The sequence below is a fragment of the Variovorax robiniae genome (genome assembly GCF_037889955.1).
Lineage (GTDB): Bacteria > Pseudomonadota > Gammaproteobacteria > Burkholderiales > Burkholderiaceae_C > Variovorax > Variovorax robiniae.
In genome coordinates, this window is the sequence record NZ_JBBKZS010000032.1 from 19,593 (window position 1) to 41,286 (window position 21,694).

19 protein-coding genes are annotated in these 21,694 nt (G+C 65.5%); 5 read left to right on the forward strand and 14 right to left on the reverse strand.

Features of this window, described 5'->3' with window-relative positions; all coding sequences use genetic code 11:
• Positions 1–42: 42 nt before the first annotated feature.
• Entirely contained in the window at positions 43–1,908 is a 1,866-nt protein-coding gene (locus WKW79_RS33940; RefSeq protein WP_340339640.1) for a phage integrase family protein, read from the reverse strand.
• Positions 1,896–2,186 (reverse strand): hypothetical protein, encoded by a 291-nt coding sequence (locus tag WKW79_RS33945; RefSeq protein ID WP_340339641.1) that lies wholly within the window; start codon positions 2,184–2,186, stop codon positions 1,896–1,898. Before WKW79_RS33945 ends, WKW79_RS33940 begins: the two co-directional genes overlap by 13 nt.
• A 644-nt stretch (positions 2,187–2,830) precedes the next feature.
• Here WKW79_RS33945 and WKW79_RS33950 point away from each other — a divergent pair.
• Complete coding sequence (locus WKW79_RS33950; protein WP_340339642.1) at positions 2,831–3,115, forward strand: YlcI/YnfO family protein; 285 nt, start codon at positions 2,831–2,833, stop codon at positions 3,113–3,115.
• Entirely contained in the window at positions 3,112–3,438 is a 327-nt protein-coding gene (locus tag WKW79_RS33955; RefSeq protein WP_340339643.1) for a type II toxin-antitoxin system RelE/ParE family toxin, read from the forward strand. The genes WKW79_RS33950 and WKW79_RS33955 overlap by 4 nt, the downstream gene beginning before the upstream one ends.
• 350 nt (positions 3,439–3,788) lie before the next feature.
• Here the strand turns inward: WKW79_RS33955 and WKW79_RS33960 are convergent, their stop codons facing one another.
• The 3 genes from WKW79_RS33960 to WKW79_RS33970 all read right to left on the reverse strand — a co-directional run bounded on the left by WKW79_RS33960 (position 3,789) and on the right by WKW79_RS33970 (position 6,260).
• Complete coding sequence (locus tag WKW79_RS33960) at positions 3,789–5,063, reverse strand: LacI family DNA-binding transcriptional regulator (protein WP_340339644.1); 1,275 nt, start codon at positions 5,061–5,063, stop codon at positions 3,789–3,791.
• A gap of 195 nt (positions 5,064–5,258) precedes the next feature.
• On the reverse strand, positions 5,259–5,615 hold the full coding sequence (locus WKW79_RS33965) for a hypothetical protein (RefSeq protein WP_340339645.1): 357 nt from the start codon (positions 5,613–5,615) through the stop codon (positions 5,259–5,261).
• A 351-nt stretch (positions 5,616–5,966) separates the two neighbouring features.
• On the reverse strand, positions 5,967–6,260 hold the full coding sequence (locus tag WKW79_RS33970; protein ID WP_340339646.1) for a hypothetical protein: 294 nt from the start codon (positions 6,258–6,260) through the stop codon (positions 5,967–5,969).
• A 745-nt stretch (positions 6,261–7,005) separates the two neighbouring features.
• On the opposite strand from WKW79_RS33970, the gene WKW79_RS33975 reads away from it, so the two are divergent.
• Positions 7,006–7,491, forward strand: a complete 486-nt coding sequence (locus tag WKW79_RS33975; RefSeq protein ID WP_340339647.1) for a hypothetical protein — start codon at positions 7,006–7,008, stop codon at positions 7,489–7,491.
• 286 nt (positions 7,492–7,777) lie between these two features.
• On the opposite strand, the gene WKW79_RS33980 is transcribed toward WKW79_RS33975, so the two are convergent.
• The 4 genes from WKW79_RS33980 to WKW79_RS33995 are packed head-to-tail and all read right to left on the reverse strand — an operon-like array spanning position 7,778 to position 12,014.
• A complete protein-coding gene (locus tag WKW79_RS33980) occupies positions 7,778–9,394 on the reverse strand; it encodes a GMC family oxidoreductase (protein WP_340339648.1) in 1,617 nt (538 codons plus the stop codon).
• Positions 9,395–9,404: 10 nt separating this feature from the next.
• Positions 9,405–10,403, reverse strand: coding sequence for an ABC transporter substrate-binding protein (locus WKW79_RS33985; RefSeq protein ID WP_340339649.1), 999 nt, complete (start codon positions 10,401–10,403; stop codon positions 9,405–9,407).
• A 28-nt stretch (positions 10,404–10,431) separates the two neighbouring features.
• Positions 10,432–11,250, reverse strand: a complete 819-nt coding sequence (locus tag WKW79_RS33990; RefSeq protein WP_340339650.1) for an ABC transporter ATP-binding protein — start codon at positions 11,248–11,250, stop codon at positions 10,432–10,434.
• A complete protein-coding gene (locus WKW79_RS33995) occupies positions 11,247–12,014 on the reverse strand; it encodes an ABC transporter permease (RefSeq protein WP_340339651.1) in 768 nt (255 codons plus the stop codon). The genes WKW79_RS33990 and WKW79_RS33995 overlap by 4 nt, the downstream gene beginning before the upstream one ends.
• 57 nt (positions 12,015–12,071) lie before the next feature.
• Between WKW79_RS33995 and WKW79_RS34000 the strand changes: the two genes are divergently transcribed.
• Positions 12,072–12,797 (forward strand): GntR family transcriptional regulator, encoded by a 726-nt coding sequence (locus tag WKW79_RS34000; RefSeq protein ID WP_340339652.1) that lies wholly within the window; start codon positions 12,072–12,074, stop codon positions 12,795–12,797.
• Positions 12,794–13,939 (forward strand): mandelate racemase/muconate lactonizing enzyme family protein, encoded by a 1,146-nt coding sequence (locus WKW79_RS34005; RefSeq protein WP_340339653.1) that lies wholly within the window; start codon positions 12,794–12,796, stop codon positions 13,937–13,939. Before WKW79_RS34000 ends, WKW79_RS34005 begins: the two co-directional genes overlap by 4 nt.
• Before the next feature lie 403 nt (positions 13,940–14,342).
• On the opposite strand, the gene WKW79_RS34010 is transcribed toward WKW79_RS34005, so the two are convergent.
• The 5 genes from WKW79_RS34010 to WKW79_RS34030 form a co-directional block, all read right to left on the reverse strand.
• On the reverse strand, positions 14,343–15,929 hold the full coding sequence (locus WKW79_RS34010) for an MFS transporter (protein ID WP_340339654.1): 1,587 nt from the start codon (positions 15,927–15,929) through the stop codon (positions 14,343–14,345).
• A gap of 752 nt (positions 15,930–16,681) precedes the next feature.
• Positions 16,682–17,656: a tripartite tricarboxylate transporter substrate binding protein gene (locus tag WKW79_RS34015; protein WP_340339655.1), complete on the reverse strand. Its 975-nt coding sequence runs from the start codon at positions 17,654–17,656 to the stop codon at positions 16,682–16,684.
• 43 nt (positions 17,657–17,699) lie between these two features.
• Positions 17,700–19,136: an aldehyde dehydrogenase family protein gene (locus tag WKW79_RS34020; protein WP_340339656.1), complete on the reverse strand. Its 1,437-nt coding sequence runs from the start codon at positions 19,134–19,136 to the stop codon at positions 17,700–17,702.
• 23 nt (positions 19,137–19,159) lie between these two features.
• Complete coding sequence (locus tag WKW79_RS34025) at positions 19,160–20,089, reverse strand: dihydrodipicolinate synthase family protein (protein WP_340339657.1); 930 nt, start codon at positions 20,087–20,089, stop codon at positions 19,160–19,162.
• Between the two features lie 15 nt (positions 20,090–20,104).
• Complete coding sequence (locus tag WKW79_RS34030) at positions 20,105–21,688, reverse strand: UxaA family hydrolase (RefSeq protein WP_340339658.1); 1,584 nt, start codon at positions 21,686–21,688, stop codon at positions 20,105–20,107.
• Between the last annotated feature and the right edge of the window lie 6 nt (positions 21,689–21,694).

Genomic DNA, 21,694 nt, shown 5'->3' on the forward strand with positions numbered 1-21,694 from the left:
GACGTGCTCCTTCCAGATCGAGTTACCTTGGAAGGAGCAAGACTATGTCCCGTAGATCTTGAGGAGTTCCTCGTGCGGTGGCGTCGTCCGACGAAAGCTCTCGATAGTCGGGTGCGGGATACAGTGTCGAAGCCAGTGGGTGCTGGCCTTTTTCAGCTGAAGTGCATCGACGTCGGGTAGCCCCTCGGCGGCCTTTGCAAGGAATGCCTTGATCGCCTGGTACAGCCCCGAGGCCGACCACGCCACCGGCCGCTTCAGTTCATTGTCGAAGCGACTCATGACGTGGACACCCCGGTTGCTCACGGCCCCCACCTGGCGCTCAAAGCCATGCCGGGCCAGCTCATCGCCGAGTTCTTCGACCAGTTCGGCCGGCACCGGCACCTCACGGCTGCGGTTGCCCTTGCCGATCACGGCCAGCAGCCAGTCCGTGGCCATGGTTCCGTCGGCGGCCCGGTATTCGACCGGCGTCAGGTCTTCGCACTTCACGCTCGTGATCTCGGCCAGGCGCAGCCCCGTCGCATAGAGCCAGCGCATGCCACGCCGCAGGCGCCGGTCCGCCTCCGTCTCTTGGTGTTTCTCCAGCAACGCGTCGATGTGATCCCATTGCGCGAAGCTCAGGGTCCGGCTCGATCCCAGCGGCCGCAGGGGCTGAATCGGCAGGGCTACCGCGGCGAACGGATTGCCCACCAGGTAGCCCTGGCGCATCAGGAACGCAAACAGGCTGCGCACCACGGTCAGCGAGTGCCGCAGCGTCACGCCATTCAACGGCCCTTCGAGTGGGCGCCACAGCGGTGACCAGCGCTGGTGGTGGCGCGGCCCGCACCAGCCGGCGGGCGGGTCGGCCAGGAAGTCCCGGTAGGCGGTCGCGTCTTCGACCGTAATCGAGGAGAGCGCCTTCTTCCTTTCCAGCACCGCCCACAACAACAGCCGCTCCGCTTCCTTGCGATAGGCGCGCTGCGTCGCCGACAGGTTTCCCTTGGCCCCCGCGGCCTTCGAAGACAACCAGGCCCCGATCGCCTCGTGGTCGTTGCCGGCCATAAGCAGGCAGTGCTCCGGCGGCGCCCTGAAGCGCCCTGCCCTGCCGTCGAGCTCAGCGGGGAGTACGAATTTTTCATAAGGGCGGATCGCCGTCGCCGCCGGCACCACGGCATCCAGCGTGGCGCTCGCCAATTGCATGCGCGGCTGGGCCACGTGAACGCCGACCCGCAGGCCCAACACGGCCTTGTTGGCCTGCAACCACTCGACGATCCGCGCCGCCTTGCCCTCCCCCACCCCCGGCACCGTCGCCCACCAGCGCGCGCCGACCCCGTTGATGTGCGCGACCAGCGACGACAGGGTTGGCAGCCCTGCACGCTCGAGCCTGTGGGCCATGGAAGGATTGATCCAGGCCGCGACGCCGTCGCCCGGTTTGGGGTCCTGGGCCACGAGCGCCTGCAGCCAGCGCAGCGCCTCGAGCTGCCGCTCGACCACGCGCGCACGGCGGGAATGTTGACCCTTGCTGCCGCCGCCCTGCCCTGCCCCGTTCTCCTTCTTTCCGGCGGGATAGGCATCCCGGTAGGCCTCGAGCTGTTCTTCCTCCGAGAAATCCTCCAGCCCGTTGGCCGCGGCGAATTCCGCCAGGCTCGGCAGCGCTTTCGCGGGCGCCGCCGCCGCCTGCGCCGTGATTCGCTCGGCGTCCATGAGGATCAGGCGCGCCGTGCCGGGCTTGTTCTCGCGCCGCGCGGCGGCGGCAAACTGGTCGCGGATCCAGGCGATCGTGCGCCGCACCGTGCGCACGTCCGTGTACTCGCCTTCCAGATGCAAATACCGGTTCCAGCTGGCCTTCTCGTCCAGCCCCTGCGCGAGCGCGCGCATGAAGGCGAAATGCCCGCTGTGAAGTTTCCTTGGCGCCTGCTTTATCTTTTCCATTTGCGGGGCGGGAGCGTGCCCAGGTGATCCGGGCGGCCTTGGGATCGGGACCAGAAATTCCACCAGGGGACCTTGGACTCCGGCGGCGACAGCACAGACACAGGCCGCGTTTCGACCCCGCTGGCGCGCACGCGCCGGCGCCGCTCGACTTCCAGGATGTGCGCCGCGCCAAAGGCCTCGCGGTCCCCATAACCCGCACGCGTGCGCCAACTCGCGGCCAAGCCCGCGAGTTGCTGGTCATCGAGTTCCAAAACGTTTTCCGAGGTCGGCAGATCCATCATCCTTGCAACGCTACCCAAGCAGATCGCGGACGGTTGTGTCAAAACACATTCCGGGTGTCAGTCGGCGCCCCTCCAAGCGGCGATTTTCACGGTCGCACGGGGGTATCGGGTGCGCCGCACCGCCGCGCAGGGCCCTCTCGCACTTTGCCAAGGTCGACGCGCACATAGCGCCTCTTTCTCGACAGCATCTCAGCAATCGCCAGTTTTGTAGCAATTTATACGGTGGCCGGATTTCACCGCCTGGTGGTCTCTGCCAAGCAGCGGCGGGATCCACGCAAATCACGGACGCTTCGAGCACTGCCCTCAAAACGCCTTTTCAAACCTCGAGTCTCGGCGCGCACTTGGGAGGCCCTCTTGCGCTGCCGTCTCACGCAGGCTCAGACATCACTTTAACTTGGCAGACAACGATTTCGTTGATGATAAGAAAACTTATCATTAGCCCAATACATGAAGAGGCCAATGTAATTAAATTGTCGGCCGAATTAATGGATTTGACTGAATTAACGCCGGCAATGTTTAAATCGTGCCAATTCAAGTTGTCGAGTGCATGAGCGCACCGCAATTAAGCGTGTCATCCGCCCGAACCCAGTACCCGCCGATTGTGATTGGCAACGCATTACATATGTGCTACATTGCGTAGCATGAAGACGTCCACGTTACCTGCAGTCCGCGTTGAACCGGAGCTGCGTGCCGCGCTGGAAGCGGTGCTGGGTGAGGAGGAAACCATCAGCGCCTTTGTCGCCGATGCCGTGCGCCGGGCTGTTGACTTTCGTCGTGTCCAAGGGGACTTCCATGCACGCGGCGAGGCCGCTTGGCTGGAATACCTGCGTACCGGTGTTTCGCATCCTGTGGATGAAGTGTTTGACCGCGTCCAGGCTCGCATTGATGCACGGCGTCGCGAACTGGAAAGTCGCATCGGCAGGTGACGGAATTGTTTGGGGTCGAGATGACTCCGCAGGCCGAGGACGATTTGGAGCGGTTGTTTGAGTTCCTTGTCGGGCGGTCAGAAACCCTGGAGGAGTTGGACCGGGCTCAGCATGTGTTGCACGAGCTTCGCACTGGCATCACAAAACGGCTGGCCGAGAACCCTTGGGCCTATCGGAAAGCAGGAGACGGCAGGCGTACAACGCGCCGAGAGTTGATCGTAGGGGTCGGTTCCACCGGCTATGTGGCGCTCTACGAAATCCTTCCGGGCCAAATCATCAAGGTATTGGCCGTTCGACACCAGCGGGAAGAAGACTACCACTGACTGTTCGCCAACTTGACACGGTAGGTGTTGGCCCGGCCGGCCCCCCACGTGAAAGGCCTCGTCAAGCGCGACCGCGCCATGCTTGTCTTGCTCGGGCCACGGGCGGGCAGCGTCGTTCCGAAGTGTCCGGGGCGGCGCTGGAGAACCTGCGGCGCGTGGATGCCCGCTACTCCTCAGTGGCGTATGTCTAAACCCTCACGCACTCCAAGACCAGCCAATCCGGGCAGGACCGTCCCGAGCACATCAAGCCCCTGGCCGGAACCGCTTCGCTGGCGATGCAGGCGTGGCTTGCCGAGAGTGGCCGAGTGGCATCAGGGAGGCTCCCTCTTCCGTCGCATCCGCCAAGGCTGTTAACTGGGCGAACCGCTCACTCCGGCGGCGGTGCGTGACATCGCGAGGAACGGTGTGCGCTGGCTGGGGGCTTGAGGGGCGCTCTCCGCGCACTCGCTGCGAGCGGTCTTCGTGACGGAAGCGGGCAACCACGCCATATTGCTGCCCGCGACGACGCGCGCACCGACATCGGGACCTCTACCAGCGCGCCTTCGGGACTGCGGGAAAAGCCCGCACTGGCATCTTCCGGACTGCCGGACGATCAGTCGCGGATCCGCCAGATAAGTCTGCCGCGCACGCGCCGGTGTCCGGATGCGGTCCAGCAGGATCGCCGCCGCATGCTCGCCCAGTTCGCCAGGCCGGATGTCGATGGTGCTCAACGGAGGATTCGAATGGGCCGCGTCCTGCACGTTGTCGAAGCCCATGAGGGCGAAGTCCTTGCCGGCGCGCATGCCGCGTTCCCCCAGGGCTGACAGCGCGCCGAAAACGACTACGTCGTTGTAGCAGACGGCTGCGGTGGGCCGTGGCTTCTTGTCCAGCAACGCCATCATGGTTTCGTGGCCGCCCTGGCGCGTCGGCTTGGCTGCGACGAGCAGGTCTTCGTCGAAGGTGATGTCGCGTTCCACCCGCGCCGCCCTGAAGCCCTTGAGGCGCTGCTCCAGCACCACGCCCGTGCGGCCGCCGAGGAACCCGATGCGTGTGTGCCCTGCATCCAGCAGGTGCCGCGTGGCCGCGTAGATGCCGCGTTCATTGTCAGCCCCGGCGAAGTCGTACTTGCCGGGACCCAGGGTGCGGACCATGACGACCAGCGGCATACCCCAGGACTCGACTTCGTTCGTGAGCGTCCTGGGTGTGCCATACGCCGGGCACAGGACCAGGCCGGCGGCGCCCTGCTCGCGCATCGTCCGCAGCACCGTGTTCTGGCGCTCGACATCCTCGTTGGTGTGCGCCATCAGCACGATGTACCCCGCCTCGACCAGCTTGCGCTCAACCCCCACGAGGATCTCCGGGAAGAAGGAATTGGTGAGGTCGTTGACGATCACGCCAATGGTCTTCGAGGTCTTGCCGCGCAACTCGCCGGCACGGCTGTTGTAGACGTAGTGGCGCGGCAGGCGCGGCGCAAACCCGCCGCCGTACTGCGTGCCACCGCCGGACGCACCGCCTCGACGATTTCCGGGGTCGGCTTCGTTCTCTATCGAAGGCACGACCCATTGGGCATAGCGCGCCTTGAGGTACGGACAAGGCAGGATCGCGCTGGGTTGCCGAGATGTTGCGAATGCTCGGCGTGCGTGCATCGCAATCGGCCACAAGCTTCGCGATGTCTTGCGCGCAAGCGAAAAACAGCGAGGTCCGAAGGGTTTGAAAGCCGCGCCATTGTTAGTCCGAGCCGCGAGCGCGCGCGACGCCTTGGTCAAAAAGGCATCGGCTCAAGAAGTGCGCAGCGCTCGTGCAGCGCCAGAATTGAGTCAAGCAAGTCGCCCGCGTGCGCCTCAAGCCGCGCGATCTATGTTGGCATCCCTCGCTCCAGAGACCCGAAATTGGGCGGGCGAATTCTTTCCTGCGCCGGGTGACGCTCGACGCCGCGTCGCTGTCCGCGCTGCCGACGCCGATGAAGCGACCGCGTTCGTCATCGCATCCGCGCCCAAGTTGATGCTCGCGAGCACGGCGGCGACGAGCTGCTCGGCTTCGCGCTCGGCTTGTGCGTGTTCGACGCCGGCGGCTTCAAGTGCTGCGGTGAGCCGCGTGAACCAATCGACGAAAGTCGAATACGCTGCCTGGGCGACGCGATGCGAAGGCGTATCTTCGAGCACGCGCCGGAGCTGGTTTACAACGTTGTCAGGTTTCATGGCAAGCTCCGGGGGAGGGAACACCCGAGCATTGTGCGCGACGGCACGGGCATCGGGCGGGATCGCTGTGCCCGAGGCGCTGAAGGGTGAAATCGGGCGGATTACGCGTACCGGGAACTCATCCTTTCGTGACGGAAGCGGGGCAAGCAGTCCGTGTCATTGACGGAGATCACGGCGATGACTGGACCCGATCGCGTCGCCAAGGGCAATGTGCTACTTCCGTGCCGCGAGCTCCCGCAACAGCAGGGCCGTGTCGCATGCTCCACGACGACCAGGTTTTGGAATGCCCAGGAAGAACACCAGATTCGCTCCAACACGATGCGGACTCAGCCGAGCGTCTGCGCGACAGGGCTACGATTCGGGCGAGAGCTGCTGCAGCGACGCCATCAGGTAGGTGCGCTCGAGGTCACTCACATGGCCATCGGCAAGCATGTGTTCAATGGCGCGCGTGATGCTCGCGCCCGGCCCTGTCCGGCCGATGTCGGAATGCGCTTCAAGCCAAGCCCGCAGGAATTCGATTTCCAAGTCGTCGAGATCGCCGTCGGCGACCATGTCGATGACCATCGTCAAGAGTTGCGCTGCGGCCTCGCGAGGCCTGTTGATGTCGAGCAATCCGTCCATCGACGCATTCAGCTTCTCTCGCATTCGCGCGCTCCTTGTCGGTGTCAGCCGCATGTTTACTTCCCTCGTGTATCGCCGAAGGGAAGCAAACATTCAAGGGCATATTCCACGCTGCCCGATGAAAAACTGGTGCTCCTTCGGAAATCCTCGTCTCCACACCCGCTGATCGAATAGTGGGACAACCCATCGTCAAAGCCGGAACCGTCGTGGCCGCGTGTGGCTGGCTATTCGGCGACAAAGGCAGCGGTGTCCGGCTACACCCCTCGGCGACTCCAAGCAGCTCGGCGCGCGACCTTCGAACCAGCACCTGTTGCGACGAGACGTGAGGCGCCGGGAGGCGCATGCCTTGCAAGCGACCCGCGGCCCAGGCATCCGGTGCAGCAAGGGAGGGTCCACATGTGTCGATTCATCTCGCCATTGCGTAGCGCCTTCTGGATCGCGACAGCCTTGCTTGCAGTACCGCGTCCGTTCGCCGAGGAGGACGCGAAAAGCAAGCCGCATGGCGCCTGTGAGGCCAGCCCATGCCTTCGGGCGAATTCATGGCCGTCGTTTGACGCACACGCTGCGAGTCGGACCCGACTCGCATGCGGAACTTGAAACACCTGGACAACCCAACCTGCAGGATCCTGCCGTACTCCCCGGCAGCGCTTTCGCCCAACTGAGGCGCTCCGGGATACGATTGTTGAATGTGCCCCACTTCATCTTGCGAAAGGGCCGGCCGATGAACGCCGCTTCACCGAACACCGCACGACGAGCCGGTCGGACGACGATGGCACTGACCTGCTTGATCGCCACTCTTTGTTGCGCGAGCGCGTTGGCGGCGACCCATGGCAACAGCCCTCAGAAGCGCCGTCCAAACCACCCGCACAACTCCGCACCGCACGCAGGATCCGTATCCGAGCCCGACGGTCAGGAACGCTTTCTTCTTCTGTCAGCGGACGACTTTTTCATCGCGCAGACAGCTTTCGCTTCAGCGAAGCAGTGTCAACTCGAGCGGAAACGCACGCTTCAAAGAAATCCACGACTTGCCCGATACGTCGCGCAAGGCGAACTGGACTTCGAATGCCTGGCCGATGATGCGGGCCCCGATTTGCCGTACGAGACCTCCATCATCGACAAGTCGACAGGATTGCGCGCCGATCTTTCCATGCGAACGCAATCCGAGTGCGAAATCGGCATGAGACACGCAAAGGCAGCGGGTCGACGGTACGCGATATTGTCCATGTGTCAGAAGCGTCCCTGGGGGCCGGCCTGAAGCGAGGACCTGGCGACGAGCGACACGGGACAGGGCGGGCCCTGAAGCGTTCCAGAACATGCAAGAGCGGACGCGAACAGGTTCCTTTGCCCCATCAGACTCGGACGACGGCGTGCTTCAACGGACCGCATCCGCGCGGCCGCCAGAATAGTTGTGTTGGAGGCGATTGGCGGACTTGCCTTGTTGCCTTCTTGAATGCATTCAGACCCCTGCCAGGCCGTCTTCCAAAAGACACGAAACACCCGCCACTTCGGTGCACCTCTTGGCAAGAGGGTTGGGGCGAAACCTAGATACCGCCCAGCACATGGGCCGCGCCCCGCTCCCCAATGAGGATCGCGGCCGCATTGGTGTTGGCCGACACCATCGTCGGCATGACGGAGGCATCGATCACGCGAATCCGCTTTACTCCTCGCACGCGCAACTGTGAATCGACCACCGCGCCCGTGTCCTCGCCCATGCGGCAGGTGCCAACAGGGTGAAAGACCGTACCGCCCTTGCGCCGCGCGAAGTCGGCCAGCGCCGCGTCATCCTGCGCATCCCGGCCGGGCAGATATTCGTCGTCCGTGATGAGGTCGCGAAACGCGCGTTGGCGATAGATGTCCCGCAGCATCTTCAAGCCTTCAACCAACACCCGGATGTCATGTGGCGCCGTCAGGTAGTTCGACACGATGCGCGGTGGCTGCTGCGGGTCCGCTGAACGGATTTCGACCGTGCCGCGCGATTCCGGCCGGCATTGGGCAGCCGAGGCCGAAAATCCCGAGAAGCGATGCAGCGGATCCCCCGGCTTGTCCACCGACAGTGGCATGACGTTGAAGAGCACGTCGGCGCGCGCATCCTTCGCCACCGCCGTGCGCACCATGCCGCCCACCTGCCCGGCCCCCACCGTCAGCGGACCACGCTGGCCGAATAGCCATTGCGCGCCCATCTGTGCGAGGCCGAAGGGGCTGCGCACCTGGTCATTGAGCGAGCGCTTCTCGCGCAGCTTCACGATGACGCGGGCCTGGTAGTGGTCCTGCAGGTTGGCGCCGACCTCCGGCGCATCGACCCGCACCGGGATGCCATGCGAACGCAGCAGCGCCGCCGGCCCGATTCCGGAGAGTTGCAACAGTTGGGGGGACTGCAGCGCACCGGCGGAAAGAATCACTTCCGCATCGGCCCGCGCGCTTTCGAGCTGGCCGTTGCGCAGCCACTCGACGCCCACGGCGCAACCTGACTCGAAGAGCACACGCGTCACGTGCACACCCGTTTGCACGGTGAGGTTGGCGCGCCCGCGCACCGGATGCAGGAAGGCGGTGGCGGCGCTGCTGCGCCAGCGCCCGTCGAGCGTCAACTGATAGGCGCCGAGGCCCTGATCGACGGCTCCGTTGAAGTCATCGCTGGACGGATAGCCCGCCTGCGCGCCCGCCGCCAGCCATGCGGCGCAGCAGGGATGGTCATTGCGCAGGTCCGACACCGCGAGTTCCCCGCTGCCGCCATGCCAGGCGTTCTCGCCTCCGGCGTAGCGTTCGGACTTCCTGAACCAGGGCAGCACGTCACGGAAACCCCAGCCCCTCGCGCCAGCCTTGACCCAATCGTCATAGTCGGCATGCTGCCCGCGGATGTAGATCAGCCCGTTGATCGAGCTCGAGCCACCCAGCACGCGCCCGCGCGGCCAGACGATGGTGCGGTTGCCGGTCTCGGGCTGCGGCTCGACATCGAACTGCCAGGAAAAGCGCCTGTCGTAGATGGTGCGAAAGTAGCCCACCGGCAGCCGCATCCAGAAGTTGCCGTCCTCGCCGCCGGCTTCCAGCAGCAGCACCCGGTTCTGCGGGTTGGCACTGAGCCGGTTGGCCAGCACGCAGCCCGCCGAACCGGCGCCGACGATGACATAGTCCCAAGTGCCGCTGGCCGTACCGACCGCCACGCCCTGCCCCTCAGCCCTTCACCACCTCGGCAAACAGGCTCGCGTCGAAGTACTGCTCGGCCTTGACCGGGTTGCCGATGTTGGCGTTGGCGACGAAGAAGTCCGTCACCTGCTGCAGCCAGCGCGCGGCCGTGCCGTCGGCGTACTTGGTGCGCCAGTCCGGCGACGAGTAGTACTTGGAGGCCTTGAAGGCCTCCTTGAACTCGGGCAGAGGCACGTCCTTGTATTGCGCCTTCTGCAAGGCCTCGGCCGCGGCGTCGGGCGTGTTGACGATGTAGTCGTTCACCGGCACCCAGGCCGCGATGATCTTCTTGAGCACCGGCTTGTTCTTCTCGTAGTAGTCGTTGCGCGCGGCCCAGCCGCCCATGATCGCCGCCTGCGGGAAGTACGCCGAGGCGTCGACGAGCTTGCGCGCATTGGGCACCTTCTGCCGGACCGTGACGTCGAAAGGCGACCACAACGCCACAGCCGGCACGGCACCGGAGATGAACGAGGTCACGGCCTCGGCCATGCGCTGGTTGACAATCTTCACGTCCTTGGCCGGGTCGAGCTGCGCGGAACGCAGCGCGCGGTCGAGGAACACGTGCGCCGTCGTGCCCGTGGTGGTGGAGATCTGCTTGTCCTTCAGGTCGGCCAGCGTCTTGATGCCCGAATCCTCGCGCACCCAGAGCTGCGCGGTCGCGTACTCGATGTTGTTGAGCAGGAAGACCTTGCCCTGGCCGCGCGCCGGGAAGTTCGACACCACGGCGCCGGTGGCCAGCACGTCGAGGCTGCCGCCGATCATGGCCTGGAACAGTTCCAGCCCCGTCGTGAACTGGACAAGCTCCAGTTCGAGCCCCTGCTTCGAGAAAGTGCCCATCTGCTGGCCCAGCCAGATGTGCCCGTCGACCGCAGAGGTGTGCAGGTAGCCGACCTTGACCTTCGTCCTCCCCTGCGCGAGCGCGGGCAGGCCGATGGAAGCGACAGCGGCCGCCGCGACGCCGTGGCGCATGAGGGTTCTGCGATGCATGTGCATGGGAGTCTCCAGTGGGTTGTGTTCAATCGGACATGCGAACAGTCGCCGCCTGTCGGGCCTGCGCTGCGTATTCCTGCATGACGAGTTCGCGGATGTGCGCACGCAGTTCCGCAAAGTGCGGGTCCTCGTGCACGTTCTCGGCGCGCGGATAGCCGAAGGGCACGTCGATGATGGTGCGGATGCGCGCCGGCCGCGCCGTCACGACAACGATGCGCGACGAGAGGTAGATGGCCTCTTCCACCGAGTGGGTGATGAGCATCACCGTCTTGCCCTCGGCCATCAGCACTTCGAGCAGGAGGTCCTGCATGGCGCTGCGGGTCTGCGCATCGAGCGCACCGAAGGGCTCGTCCATCAGCAGGAACTGCGGCCGGACCGCGTAGGCGCGCGCAATCGCCAGGCGCTGGCGCATGCCGCCCGACAGGTGCTTGGGAAAATGGTTGGCGAAATCCGCCAGGCCCATCAGCCGCATGTAGCGCTCGCAGATCCCGGCACGCTCGGCCGCCGTCACCTTGCTGGCCGACAGCTTGAGGCCGAACTCGATGTTCTGGCGCACCGTGAGCCACGGGAACACGCCGTACTCCTGGAAGATCACGCCGCGGTCAGGTCCGGGGCCGCTGACCGGCTTGCCGTCGAGCAACACCTGGCCCGAGGTCGGCTTGACGAAGCCCGCCAGCATGTTCATGAGCGTCGTCTTGCCGCAGCCCGAGGGGCCGATGATCGACACGAACTCGCCTTCGCGGATGTCGAAGGACACGTCGTCGAGCACACGCATCGGCCCCTTGTCCGTTGGAAATTCGACCGACACGCGGTCGAACGCAATGCGCACCGGCAACACGCTCATGCGATCCGGTCCTGCCATGCCACGAGGCGCCGCGTCACCAGCCGCAGCACCAGGTCCATCGACAGCGCAATGAAGCCGATGCAGATGATGCCGACGTAGATGATGTCGAGCTGGAAAAAGGACGAGGCGTTCTGGATCAGCGCCCCCAGCCCCTGCTGCGCGGCGATGAGCTCCGAGGCCACCAGCGTCGCCCAGGCCACGCCCAGGGCCACGCGCACCGCGGTCAGGATGTGCGGGATGGTCAGCGGCACGATCACCTTGCCGAAGATCTCGGCGTCGTTGGCGCCCAGCGTGCGCGCCACGCGGATGAAGATCGGACTGATCTGCGCGATGCCTTCGTACATCACGATCACCGCGGCGAAGAACGAGGCGTAGAACAGGATCACGGTCTTGGCCGCTTCGCCGATGCCGAAGTACACGATGACCAGCGGGATCAGCGCGATGGGCGGCAACGCGCGAAAGAAGTTGATGACCGGGTCCATGAAGCTGCGCAAGCCCTTGTACCAACCCAGGCAGAACCCCACCGGTACCGCCAGCAGCGTACCGAGCGCGACGCCGACGAAAACGCGCTGCGTCGACATCCAGATGTCCCTCCACAGCCGGTCCTGCGACAGCTCGACGAACTTCTCCAGCACCTCGTGCGGCGCGGGCACCAGCGACGGATTGACCAACCCGCTTGCCCGCACGCCATACCAGAGCGCCAGCAGCAATAGCCACGGCGCCAGGATCAGGGCAACGCTTGCAAGCTTCGATTTGTGGAACATGCACCCCTTTCGGGTCGATTTAAACGTACTATAAGCCATACCTTTAGACAATTCGCCATGTCGCGCAACGGTTCAGGCAGTGCAATCCCTATCTACCTCCAGGTGGCGGATGTGCTGCGCCAGCGCATCGCCCGCGGCGCATGGCCGCAGGGGCACTGCCTGCCGTCGCTGCCTGCGTTGCAGAAGGAGTTCGGCGTGGCGCGCGTGACGATGCGCCAGTCCATCGACCTGCTGGCCCGCGATGGCCTGCTGTCGCCCCAGCGTGGCCGCGGCACCTTCGTCACCGGACAGCCGAGCGCTGCGCGCAGCATCAACGTGGTCACGACGCTCGACCAGCTGGTGCACCTCTACCGCGACACGCAGCCCAAGATCGTCAACATCGACGAAGGCGATGCCGTGGCGCCGCTGCGCCCGCAGGACGGCACGCCGGCCGAGCGCTACATCTCCATGCGGCGGGTGCATTCGCATCAGGGCGAGCCCTACTGCGTCATCAACATCTACCTCGAAGAGAAGATCTTCCGCAGGAGCCCCCGGCGCTTTCGCAACCAGACGGTGATTCCCATCCTCACCACGATGAAGGGCGTGACCATTGCGCAGGCCCACCAGGTGCTGACCATCGGCACGGCCGACATGGAGGTGGCGCGCTTCCTGGGCATCCCGGTCAATGCGCCCGTCGCCCTGGTGCGCCGCGTCTTCCAGGATGAAGCGGGCCGCGTGATCTACCTGGGCGAGGTCTGCTACCGCGGCGACGCCATCCACCTGGACATGAACCTCAAGCCATGAAGCCCCTGCCCCTTGCACCGCTGGCTTTGCGCAGCGTCGAAGCCTTCGTGTTCCGCTGGCCGGTGACGACGCCGGTGCGCACCTCCTTCGGCACCATGCGCGACCGCCCTGCCCTGTTCATCCGCGCCACGGACGTCGATGGCCACAGCGGCTGGGGCGAAGTCTGGTGCAACTTTCCGGCGTGCGGCGCGGAACATCGGGCGCAACTGGTGACGACGGTCATGGCGCCGCTGCTGGAGGGGAGCGAGTTCACCGGACCGTTGCAGGCCTTCGAGCACCTGACGCGCCGTACGGTCGTGCTGGCATTGCAGTCCGGCGAGCCGGGGCCGATGGCGCAAACCATCGCGGGTATCGACCTGGCCTTGTGGGATTTGTGCGCGCGTCGCGCGAAGCAACCGCTCTGGCGCTTCCTCGGCGGCAGCAGCGGACGCATCGGCGTCTATGCGAGCGGCATCAATCCGGATCAGCCGGAAGCCATGGCCCTGGCAAAGCGGTCGGAGGGCTACGACGCCTTCAAGCTCAAGGTCGGATTCGGTGTCGGGCGCGACCTGGCCAATCTGCATGCCATGCGCGAAGCCATCGGACCCTATGCAGCGCTGATGGTCGATGCCAACCAGGGCTGGACGCTGGCACAAGCCATCGAGGTCGTGCCCCGACTCGAACGCTTCAACCTTGGATGGCTGGAGGAGCCCCTGCGGGCCGACCGACCCTGGTGCGAATGGCAGAAGTTGCGCGCCAGCACCGCGCTGCCGCTCGCTGCGGGCGAGAACATCGCAGGGCTGCAAGCCTTCGAGGACGCCTTGTCGGCATCGGCGTTGTCGGTGGTGCAGCCCGATGCCGCCAAGTGGGGCGGTATCTCGGGGTGCTGGGACGTGGTCGCACGCGTTCATGCGGCCGGCGCCAGGTTCTGCCCGCACTACCTCGGCGCCGGCATCGGCCTGCTCGCGTCGGGCCACCTCCTGGCGGCCACGGGCGGCGACGGCTGGCTGGAAGTGGATGCCAACGAGAACCCGTTGCGATCAATGCTGAGCGGGGCCCTGGATCACGTCGAGGCAGGCCGTGCGGACCTGGGTGATGCGCCGGGCATTGGCATCGATCCAGATGTCGAAGACTTGCGACGGTCGTTTCCAACGCCGCCCTGATCATGGGGACGGCGTCAGCCTTGTCCGACGCGCGATGGGATGGCCGGAGGCGCAAGAATGCGTGGCAATCGATGACCCATTGGCCGGCCGCAACGGGCAAGGCTTCGCTCGTCACTGCCGAGGGCCGCGGCATGGGCGTGCGGTCTCACGTGTGAACTGGCCGCGAAGGAGTACCGCCTTGCGCTGTCGTCGGTGTCGCCGGCACTGCGCGCGGAGGCCGACCACGATCGCGCGATTCCTTGGCGCCCTGTGGGTTCGCGGCCAGGACGGCTACAGCATCGCTTCAATGAAACAGGGGCGAAGCCGAGGCCTGGATCTCGTCCGCGGGTTCGGGGACGCGTACCGCATGACTCGGAACAGCAGATGGCGAACCGGGCCAGGCGCCCCCGCGCCGGCCGCGCGCTCAACGTACGGCAAGGTAGTGCTGGGTCCTCACGACTTCGCCCTGCGCGAGATACTCGCGAACACGGGCCTCGACTTCCTGATCCGCTAGCGTGGCGCGCGAACGCTGATGCAGGTAGTCGGCCCAGGAGGCGACGATGAAGCGTTCCACGTAGCGTGACGGATCACCCAAGTCATGGTAGACGCGCCAGAGCGTGGCGCCATCGCGTCTTCGCGAGGCGCGCAATTCCGTCACCACATGGAGGAATTCTTCGGCCTCGCCCACGCGAATGCGATAGCTCACCTCCACCGAAACCGGACCATCATCCGGGAGGGGCTGCTGCTCCTTGATCAGCAGGTCGTCCCACAAGGCGACCGGCGTCACCTCCAGTGCTTCGCCCATTCGCAGTGGAAACCAGCGCGCGAGGAACACTCCCGTCAGCATCGCCACCGCTGCGACTCCCAATGCGATTGGCAGCCCCGCGACCCCGGAGACGGCGCCCCAAAGCGCCGAGCCAATGGCGAACGAGCCCAACGCGCTGAGGGTGTGCAGCGCGACAGCGCGCGAACGCACCCAGGGTGGCGCGCTGGATTGCGTCGCAGTGTTGAAGGTGGCCATCACGGCCATCCACGCAGCACCGCCAATGGCCAGGGCCACGAAGATCACCGCCGGGATTCGAACGAGCGCCGCGACAAGCATCACCGCCGCAAAGACGATGCAACCTGTCGCGACAAGCCGTTCCAAGCCGAGGCGCGCGCGCAAGCTTCCGAGCACGAGGCCGGCGGCAACCGCACCCGTGCCGAGGCAGCCCATGAGAAACCCAAAGCCTGCGGCGCCCAACTGCAATTGCTGCGCGGCGATGGCCGGTAGCAACGCCCACAGCGCCGAACCCGTACCGCTGTAGGCGATCGTGCGCAGCAGCTGCGCAAGGATCATCGGGGAGTGCCGCGCATAGCGCAGGCCCGCGAGCGTGCCGCTCCACAGGCGCTCGGCGGGCAACGGCGACTTTGCATGCGGGGCGGGTGGCCAGCGCCGCACGGCCATCATCATCGCCAGAGCGCTCATCACGGCCATCACAAAAACCCAGCCCGCCCCGAGCCAGGCGAACACGAACCCCGCAATCGACGGGCCCAATGCGCGTGCGCTGTTCCACGCAATCGACATTGCAGTGATGGCCTGCGGCATTTGTGCACGCGGCACCGCATCCGCCATGCTCGTGCTCCAGGCCGGTGACAGCAGCGCCGTGCAGCAGCCTGCGGCGAAGGTAAAAATCAACAGTGTCGCGGCGCCCGCCCAACCCAGCACGGCAAGCAAAGACAGGACCATGAGAACCGCGACCTGGACGCACAGTGCGTTGAGAATCAGCCGCCTGCGATCCGTCGTGTCGGCCAGAACGCCCGCGGGCAGCGCGAGCAGGAACATCGGAAAGAACACGGCCGTTTGCACCAGCGCAGCAAGAAAGGACGAACCTGTCAGTTCCACCATCAGCCACGAAGCCGCCATGACCTGCATCGCATTGCCCGTGAAGTAGATCGCGCTGCCGGCCCAGAGGCCGCGAAAATCGGGCAGCCGCAACGGGGCCCAGAGCGAATGGGATGATGAGGACATTGTTGCTTTCCGCGCCGGAGCGTTGCCGGCTTCTTTCAGAATCCGCGCGCTGAGTCCCAGTAGCCCGCCTTGAAGGCCTTCACTTGACTACCCATCGTCAGCCCGGAGTCCAAACGCAGGCATTGTGACCTTGAACAAGCTTCCCTGTTCCGATCGGGCCGCCGGGTGTGGCATGGCTAGATGGTGCCCCTGAGATGACTTCCACCGGTTCGCCCATTGCCTGTGCGAGATTTCGAACCAGCGGCGGCTGAGGCTGCCCCGCGACCGTTTACTCGCACAAGCTGTGCGAGAGACTCCGGCGCGCCGCAGGTCTCGTGAAACTGGCGCATGCGCCCGAGGCTGGCCGCGGGCAAGCCGGTGCTTGCGGAGAACTCCGTCGCGAGATCGCACACGAGTTGATCGACGGCAGGGTCGTCCCAGCCCTGGGCCGACCCACGGCTCGCGGGTCGCACGCCCGGCGGACAGCCGGGCACCGTCAGCGCGGGCGTTGCAGATCCCCTTCGGGATGGGCGAGTCGACCACCGTGAGAGCGGGGTAGTCACTGCGGAAATGCAGTGTCGGGCGGAGGATCGTGAGTCCGTTTTGCCGGCCTCGAGCCTCAGGTGCTTCGCAAGCGCCCTGCATAGAAGTCCGGCGACAAGATGGCGTTCAGCACCCAAAGGGACGGCGGGGTGACCATGCAGCCCAAAACCGGGCACTTGGCTCGTTGGGAGTACGCACCCGCAGAAATCCGCCGCGCTGCAGCCAAGCCCCTACTTCTGGATCACAAGCTTGGCAAGCACCTTCTTCAGCGAGTCCCGGTCGCTCTCGATGTCGGCCTTGAAGCCCGCTGCATCTGCGTAAGAGTCACCGAGGTTGGCCTTCGCAAGCGTCTCCTTGTAGGCCGGTTCGGCAGCAGCCTCCCTCACGGCCTTGCCGAGCGTCTGCACGACGTCCGAAGGCGTGCCCTTGGGAACGGCAAGGCCGCGCCACACGCCGATCGACAGGTCGATGTTGCGTTCCTTGAGTGTCGGGACACCGGCGTAGGCGCCACCCAGCCGTTGATCGGCCATGATCGCGAGCACGCGCAGCTTGCCCCCTTGTACATGCTGCTTCACTTCGCCGGGGCTCACCGTGATCGCATCCACGTGGCCGCCAAGCAGGCTCGCAACCGCCGGGGCCGCGCCCTGGAATGGCACGTGGTTGAACTGTGCGCCCGTGCGGTCCTCGACTGCGGCCGCCGCGACATGCCAGATATCGCCCACGCCGCCGTTGCCTACTTGCATCACACCGGGCTTCTTCCTGGCGTCCGCGATGAACTCCTCCACGGTTTTCCAGGGCGAATCGGCGCGCACCGTGATCGCCGCAGGATCGAAGTTCAGTCGAGCCACCGGAATGAAGTCATCGGCGTTGACCTTCATGAGGCCCAGCGCGGGGAGGATGACGAGGTTGACGCTCATCACGCCCACCTTGTAGCCATCGGGCTTGGCATTGGCGACTTCCGCGAAGCCGATGGCACTCGAGGCCCCGGGCTTGTTGATAACGATCAGAGGTTGGGGCAGGTGCGTGCGCATTGCCTCGGCGAACGCGCGCGCGACAACGTCGGTTCCCCCGCCGGCCGAGGCGGCCACGACAAGTTCCACCGGCCGGTTCGGATAGTCGGCGGCGAGCGTCGCCGATGCCAGGAGCGAGAACACCGACAGCGCCAGCAAGCGGCGCGCCGCGATCGAAGAACCAACTGCTTTCATGGGAATACTCCTTTGTGGATGGGATCGTTGCCTGGCCTGGGGGTCAGGCTTGTGTGTAGGCCGTCTTCACCGTGGTGAAGAATTCCTGTGCGTACTTGCCCTGTTCACGCGGACCGTAGCTCGAACCCTTGCGACCACCGAAGGGCACGTGATAGTCCACGCCCGCGGTCGGCAGGTTGACCATCACCATGCCGGCCTGGCTGTGGCGCTTGAAGTGGGTGGCGTACTTCAGGCTCGTGGTGGCGATGCCAGCGGAGAGACCGAACTCGGTGTCGTTGGCCGTGGCCAAGGCTTCCTCGTAGTTCTTCACGCGGATCACGCTCGCCACCGGGCCGAAGATCTCTTCCTTGTTGATGCGCATCGACGCCACCGATTCGCTGAACAGCGCGGGCGACATGTAGTAGCCCTCGGTGCCGAGCTTCAGGCGTTCGCCGCCCGCGGCCAGCGTGGCGCCTTCGCTCTTGCCGATGGCGATGTATTCCAGGTCCTGGTCGAGTTGCGACTGACTCGACACCGGGCCGATGTCGGTGCCGGCGGCGAGTGCATCGCCCACCTTGATCTTCGCCATGCGTTCCTGCATCGCGGCGATGAACTTCGGGTAGATGCCTTCGGTGACGATCAGGCGGCTCGATGCCGTGCAGCGCTGGCCGGTCGAATAGAAGGCACTCTGCACGCTCAGTTCCACGGCCTGGGCCACGTCGGCATCGTCCAGCACGATCTGCGGGTTCTTGCCGCCCATCTCCAGTTGCACCTTCTTGTGGTTGGTGACGCACTGGATCGCGATGTTGCGGCCCACGCCGACCGAGCCGGTGAAGCTGATCGCATGGATGCCGGGATGGTTCACCAGCGCATTGCCGATGACGCTGCCGCGGCCCATCACCAGGTTGAACACGCCGGCCGGGATGCCCGAGCGGCTGATGATCTCGGCCAGCGCCCACGAGGAACCCGGCACGAGGTCGGCAGGCTTCAGCACCACGCAGTTGCCGAAGGCCAGGGCCGGTGCGATCTTCCAGGCGGGAATCGCGATCGGGAAGTTCCACGGCGTGATGAGACCCACGACGCCCACCGGCTCGCGCGTGATCTCCACGCCGATGTTCGGGCGCACCGAAGGCAGCGTCTCGCCCGACAGGCGCAGGCATTCACCGGCGAAGAACTTGAAGATCTGGCCGGCGCGCGTGGCTTCGCCGATGCCTTCGGCCTTGGTCTTGCCCTCTTCGCGCGAGAGCAGCGTGCCGAGCTCTTCACGGCGCGCGAGGATCTCGGTGCCGATCTTGTCGAGTGCATCGCTGCGGGCCTGGATGCTGCCCGTGGCCCAGGCCGGGAAGGCGGCGGTCGCGGCGGCCACGGCGGCTTCGACGTGCGTGGCGTCGCCCTGCGTGTACTCGGCGATGGTGTCGCCCAGGTTCGACGGATTCAGGTTGGGGCTGTAGGCATTGCCCGTGGTCCACTGGCCGCCGATGAGGTTGTCGTGTTGTTGCATCCTGGCTTTCTGTGGCTTCGGGACTATCGGGCCCAGCGCAGCACTTGCGCGTCGAGGCGTTTGGCGGTTTCGATCAGCAGCGCGCGGGCTGCCGGATGGATCGCGGGGAAAGGATGGCGCGGTGCCTCGCAGGCGATAACCCCGCCCACCTTCATCAGCGACTTGGCCGCCAGTGGCCCGCACTGCCGGTTCTCAATGTTGATAAGCGGCAGCCAGCGCTCGTAGCCTGCGATGGCTTCGTCACGCCGACCCGCGCGCCAGGCGTCGAGGATCGGCCGTATGCCGTCCGGGAAGCCGCCGCCAGTCATCGCGCCGGTCGCACCGGCGTCGAGGTCGGGCACCAGCGTGATGGCCTCTTCGCCGTCCCACGGGCCCTCGATGGCGTCGCCGCCGAGGCGGATCAACTCGCGCAGCTTGGCGGCGGCGCCAGCGGTCTCGATCTTGAAATACGAAACATGCTCGATCTCCTTGGCCATGCGCGCAAGGAAGGCGGCAGACAGAGGCGTCCCTGCGGCGGGCGCGTCCTGAATCATTATTGGAATGTCCACCGCATCCGACAGTCGTGCATAGAACTCGAAGATCTGCGGCTCGGGCACGCGGAAGGTCGCGCCGTGGTATGGCGGCATCACCATCAGCATCGCCGCGCCCTGCTCCTGCGCACGACGGCTGCGCGCGGCGCACACGGCCGTGCTGAAGTGCGTGGTGGTCACGATCACCGGCACGCGGCCATCGACGTGTTCGAGCACGGTGCGCGTGAGCACCTCGCGTTCCTCGTCGGACAGCAGGAACTGCTCGGAGAAGTTTGCGAGGATGCAAAGGCCGTTGGAGCCGGCATCGATCATGAAGTCGACGCAGCGCTTCTGGCTTTCGAGGTCGAGCTCACCGCTTTCGGTGAAGGGCGTGGGCACGACGGGAAAGAGGCCCTCATAACGGGCGCGGGAAGTGGATGTCATGTTCTTGTGTTGTGTTCAGGTGATCACGCTGATCTGCCAGGGGACGAATTCCTGCTGGCCATAGCCGTGCAGTTCGCTGCGCGAGGGCTGGCCGGACGCGGTGTCCAGCAGCATGCGGAACAGCCTGGCGCCGAGTTCCTGGATGCTGCGCGTGCCGTCGAGCACCTCGCCGCAGTTGAGGTCCATGTCGTCGGATTGCCGCTCCCACAACGCGGTGTTGGTCGCCAGCTTGAACGAGGGAGAAGGCGCGCATCCGTAGGCCGAACCCCGGCCGGTCGTAAAGCAGATCAGGTTGGCGCCGCCCGCGACCTGGCCCGTTGCCGAGATCGGGTCGTAGCCCGGCGTGTCCATGAACACGAGGCCGTGCGCCTTCACGGGCTGCGCGTACTCGTAGACATCCACCAGATTGGTCGAGCCGGCCTTGGCGATGCCACCGAGCGATTTCTCGAGCACCGTGGTCAGGCCTCCGGCCTTGTTGCCAGCGGAGGGGTTGTTGTCCATCGCGGCGCCGTTGCGGCCGCAATATTCCTCCCACCAGCGGATCCGCGCGATCAGCTTGTGGCCGATCTCGGGGGTCTGCGCGCGGCGCGTCAGCAGGTGCTCGGCACCGTAGATCTCCGGTGTCTCGCTGAGGATGGCGGTGCCGCCATGCGCCACCAGCAAATCGACAGCGGCGCCAAGCACCGGATTCGCCGAGATGCCCGAATAGCCATCCGATCCGCCGCACTGCAGGCCGATGACCAGATGGCTCGCGGGAACGGTCTCGCGCTGGACCTTGTTGGCCTCGGGCAGCATCGCCTTGATCTGTTCGATGCCATGCGCGATGGTGCGCGTCGTGCCGCCAGTGTCCTGGATGGTGAAGCTGCGCAGCCGCGCGCTGTCGCTCAGCCCTTGCGTGGCGAGCAGCTTGGGTATCTGGTTGGTCTCGCAACCCAGTCCGATCACGAGCACGCTCGCAAAGTTGGGATGGCACGCATAGCCGCCCAGCGTGCGCTGCAGAATGGCCAGGCCTTCGCCATCGGGGTCGACCGCGCAGCCGGCCCCGTGTGTCAGTGCGACCACGCCGTCGACGTTGGGATAGTCCGCGAGCATCTCCGGATGGATGTCGCGGCGGAAATGATCGGCGATGGCGCGCGCCACGGTGGCCGAGCAGTTCACCGAGGTCAGGATGCCGATGTAGTTGCGCGTGGCGACACGCCCGTCCTCGCGGACGATGCCCTGGAACGTGGCCGGTTCGGCGGCCTTCGGTGACGACTTCGAGTCGGCGCCATACGCATAGTCCCGCGTGAAGTCGCCCATGGCCAGGTTGTGCGTGTGCACATGCTGCCCCGCGCGGATCGGCTGGCTGGCAAAGCCGATGATCTGCCCGTAGCGGCGCACGGCCTGGCCGGGCTCGATTGCCCGCGTGGCCATCTTGTGCCCGGGCGGCACCAGGCCCGCGACGTCGACGCCCTCGCTCGCGATGTGCGTGCCCGACATCAACTGGTCGAGCGAGATGACGACATCGTCATCCGGGTGCAGCCGGATCACCCGCACGTGAGGGCGTGCCGGCGGCTCGGCGGGCTGTTTCAACGCCTGCTCTTCGGTGGGTGAATACATGGTCTG